At 49.6% G+C, this 834-nt stretch carries 1 protein-coding gene; it reads right to left on the minus strand.

All coding sequences use genetic code 11. The features are described 5' to 3' along the window. Nucleotides 1-31 precede the first annotated feature (31 nt). A partial coding sequence (locus tag HMJ38_RS25075; RefSeq protein WP_194977196.1) for a T9SS type A sorting domain-containing protein occupies nt 32-834 on the minus strand: 803 nt, incomplete at its 5' end.

An 834-nucleotide genomic window follows, 5' to 3' on the forward strand; every position in this document is an offset into this window, starting at 1 on the left:
AGGGGTTGTCCAATTAAAAAGCCATAAATTGTTATTCTTCTTTTACCAGTCTGCCTATCATCACCTCATTGCCCGCCTGTACCATAACTTGATACATACCTGAACTCAGACCACTCAGGTCAACATTCCGGACAAAGCTGCCTTCCTGATGTTCCTGCTCCTCGTAAACCAGTCTGCCTGCGGCATCGAAGATCCTGATGCCTACCGTTCCGGGACCTGACAGTTGCACCAATATATTGGTTTCCTCTCTGGCAGGATTTGGATAGATCAGGATTTCTCCAGGAGGAAGCTCCCTGTAAAGGGTGATCTCCCTGCTGATGGTCTGCCCTGCTCTGTCGGTGCTGTGGATGGTGACGGTCATCTCTGCATCAGGAGTTCCAGTACCTCTCCAGATCAGCACATTCTTCTCGATATAGAAGTCAGGATGCTCGTCCATGCTGTAGCTATGGATATCGTCCACAGGGTCCAGGGTATTGAGGCGGCCGATGATCTCGCCGTTTCTCACTTTGGTGGAAACCTTGTTCCTGCTGATCATAATGTCCTCCGCAAGTGGTTTGTCCAGTACGATCACAGGGATGTCAAGCGATACGTTCCAACCTACAAATCCTTCGTTCTCCAAAGATGCTGTTATCCTGTACATTCCAGGTCTCAGCGGATCGTAATCGTTCATCTGCCAGTTGATCCTACTGATATATTCCGGATCGCTGCCCTCCTCGAAGACAATGCCCTCGCTGATGGCTTTGTCGAACGATGTGTTCCAAGGCACAATCAGCATATCTGAAAGCTCCTGCTCCCCTGTCGTCCTGCCGTTTTTGTTCGGCACTTTGCATTTGA

This window comes from Aquiflexum lacus (assembly GCF_015476655.1).
Taxonomy (GTDB): Bacteria; Bacteroidota; Bacteroidia; order Cytophagales; family Cyclobacteriaceae; genus Aquiflexum; species Aquiflexum lacus.